This window comes from Streptomyces botrytidirepellens (assembly GCF_003721215.1).
GTDB classification, from domain to species: Bacteria; Actinomycetota; Actinomycetes; order Streptomycetales; family Streptomycetaceae; genus Streptomyces; species Streptomyces himastatinicus.
In genome coordinates this window covers 1-2,690 of sequence record NZ_RIBZ01000540.1, presented here as the reverse complement: position 1 = coordinate 2,690, position 2,690 = coordinate 1, and the positions used below count along the sequence as shown (strand labels likewise).

Annotated in this window: 3 protein-coding genes; 1 reads left to right on the top strand and 2 read right to left on the bottom strand. The window is 70.7% G+C overall.

Annotation, left to right across the window (positions count from 1 at the left end; all coding sequences use genetic code 11):
- Window positions 1-51: 51 nt before the first annotated feature.
- Window positions 52-996 carry a lipoyl synthase gene (gene lipA, locus EEJ42_RS32520; RefSeq protein ID WP_123105521.1) on the bottom strand — a complete coding sequence of 315 codons (945 nt, stop codon included), beginning with the start codon at window positions 994-996 and terminating at the stop codon, window positions 52-54.
- 168 nt (window positions 997-1,164) lie between these two features.
- Complete coding sequence (lipB, locus tag EEJ42_RS32515) at window positions 1,165-1,983, bottom strand: lipoyl(octanoyl) transferase LipB (protein WP_184503378.1); 819 nt, start codon at window positions 1,981-1,983, stop codon at window positions 1,165-1,167.
- Between the two features lie 190 nt (window positions 1,984-2,173).
- Between lipB and EEJ42_RS32510 the strand changes: the two genes are divergently transcribed.
- Window positions 2,174-2,690: NsdA family TPR-like regulatory protein (locus EEJ42_RS32510; protein WP_484422019.1), on the top strand; the 517-nt coding region annotated here is incomplete at its 3' end.

The following is a 2,690-nucleotide window of genomic DNA, read 5'->3' as shown; positions in this document are numbered from 1 at the left end:
GGCGCGAACCAGCCGGTTCGCGCCGCCCTCTGCCGTATCGCCGTTGTGGCGTCACACCGCCTGTGCCGTGTTCGCCCGCTGGTCGATGGCCTGCTGGTACAGGCGCCCCGCGCGGTACGACGAGCGGACGAGGGGGCCGGACATGACACCGGCGTAGCCGATCTCGTCCGCCTCCTCCTTCAGCTCCACGAACTCCTGCGGCTTCACCCAGCGCTCCACCGGGTGGTGCCGCGCGGAGGGGCGCAGGTACTGGGTGATCGTGATCAGCTCGCAGCCCGCGTCGTACAGGTCCTGGAGCGCCTGGCTGATCTCCTCGCGCTCCTCGCCCATGCCCAGGATCAGGTTGGACTTGGTGACGAGCCCCGCCTCGCGGGCCCTGGTGATGACCTTGAGCGAGCGCTCGTAACGGAAGCCGGGGCGGATGCGCTTGAAGATCCGCGGGACGGTCTCGACGTTGTGCGCCAGCACCTCGGGGCGGGACGAGAAGACCTCGGCGAGCTGGTCGGGATCCGCGTTGAAGTCCGGGATCAGCAGCTCGACGCCGGTGTCCGGCATGCGGGAGTGGATCTGCCGCACGGTCTCCGCGTACAGCCAGGCGCCGCCGTCGTCCAGGTCGTCGCGGGCGACGCCGGTGATCGTGGCGTACCGCAGCTCCATCGTCTGCACGGATTCGGCCACCCGGCGCGGCTCGTCGCGGTCCAGCGGCTGCGGCTTGCCGGTGTCGATCTGGCAGAAGTCACAGCGCCGGGTGCACTGGTCGCCGCCGATGAGGAACGTGGCCTCGCGGTCCTCCCAGCATTCGAAGATGTTGGGACAGCCCGCCTCCTGGCACACCGTGTGCAGGCCTTCCCGCTTCACCAGGCCGTGCAGCTCGGTGTACTCGGGGCCCATCTTCGCCCGCGTTTTGATCCACTCGGGCTTGCGCTCGATGGGGGTCTGGCTGTTCCGGACCTCCAGACGCAGCATCTTGCGTCCGTCGGGTGCGACTGCGGACACGTCCGGCACTCCTCTTTGCTTGGCGAGTCTGGGTGGCGCGGCTTTCGAATCGTCGGCGGTCACCAGGGTACGCCCGTCATTCGTACGGATTTACGTCCAGGGCAACCGGTGAGGTCGGGGGCCGCATTCCCTGGGCCCCATGAGCTGGGCCCCATACGGCGGCGGGCCCTATACGGCGCGGGGCAGCGGGACGGAGGACTCCACGACCGCCCGCAGATGCTTCTCGACCACCGGGGTCACCTCGGCGACCGTCACCTCCCGGCCCAGCTCCGCCGAGAGCGACGTCACGCCCGCGTCCCGGATGCCGCACGGCACGATCCGGTCGTACGAGGTGTTGTCCGGATTGCAGTTGAACGAGAAGCCGTGCATGGTCACGCCCTTGGCGACCCGCACGCCGATCGCGCCGAGCTTGCGGTCCTCACGGCGCTGTCCGGCGTTGGACGGGGCGTACTCCGGGCCGTTCAGCCGCGGGTCGAACTCCTCGTCATCCACCCGCGGGTCGAAGTCCAGCGTCAGCCCGCCGAGCGCCGGGCGCCGGTCCACCGGGTCGCCCAGCACCCACACCCCGCTGCGGCCCTCCACCCGGGTGGCCTCCACGCCGAAGTCGGCGCAGGTCAGCAGCATGGCCTCCTCCAGCCGCCGGACATGGGCGACGACGTCCACCGGGCGCGGCAGCTTGAGGATCGGATAGCCCACCAGCTGGCCGGGGCCATGCCAGGTGATCTTGCCGCCGCGGTCCACGTCCACCACCGGGGTGCCGTCGAGGGGGCGCTCGTTGTCGGCCGTGCGCCGCCCCGCCGTGTAGACGGCCCGGTGCTCGAGCAGCAGACAGGTGTCCGGGATCTCGTCCGCGAACCGGGCCGCGTGCACCCGGCGCTGCTCCTGCCACGCCTCCTGGTAGTCGACGGCGTCCGCCCCGAACCCCAGATGGACGTAGCGCAGTCGCGTCTGCGAAGCAGGGGGCGTCTCCGGGGACGTTGCGGTCACGGCAAGCTCCTCTTCGGACCTCGTAACAGTTGGCAGTGCCTCCGCCACTGTACGACCGTGCGCTTTCGGACCCCTATCCGGCTCGTTCTCACACGATCGGATGAAAGGAGTCCGACGAGCGCGATCAGCCCGCTACAGCCAGTTAAATTCACGCCGTTCCAGAGAGCGAATCAGGGAGACCGGCAGGCTGATGACGGAACGACCCCCGCAGCGCATCCCCAATCGTCAGCTCGCCGCGCTGATTTCCGAGGCAGGCTTCTCCAATGCCGGGCTCGCCCGGCGGGTGGACCAGCTCGGCATCGAACACGGCCTCGATCTGCGGTACGACAAGACGTCGGTGACCCGCTGGCTGCGCGGCCAGCAGCCGCGCGGCACCACCCCCGCGCTGATCGCCGAGGTCTTCACCCGGCGGCTGGGCCGCCGGCTGACCGCCCAGGACCTGGGTCTTGACGCCTGTGCGCCGGTCTACGCGGGGCTGGAGTTCGCCGCCACCCCGCAGGAGGCGGTGGACATCGTCAGCGGGCTGTGGCGGAAGGACTCCGGCAGCCATGCGGAGCTGCGGAAGATCGCCTTCACCCCGGCCGGGCTCGTCGTCCCGAGCCGGGACTGGCTGATCGGACGGCCCGACGACCGGGTGGCGCGCGGTGAGCCCGCGGCCGCCGCCGGTGGCCCGACCGTCCCCGCCCAGGGCGGCCGGGGCGCCGCCG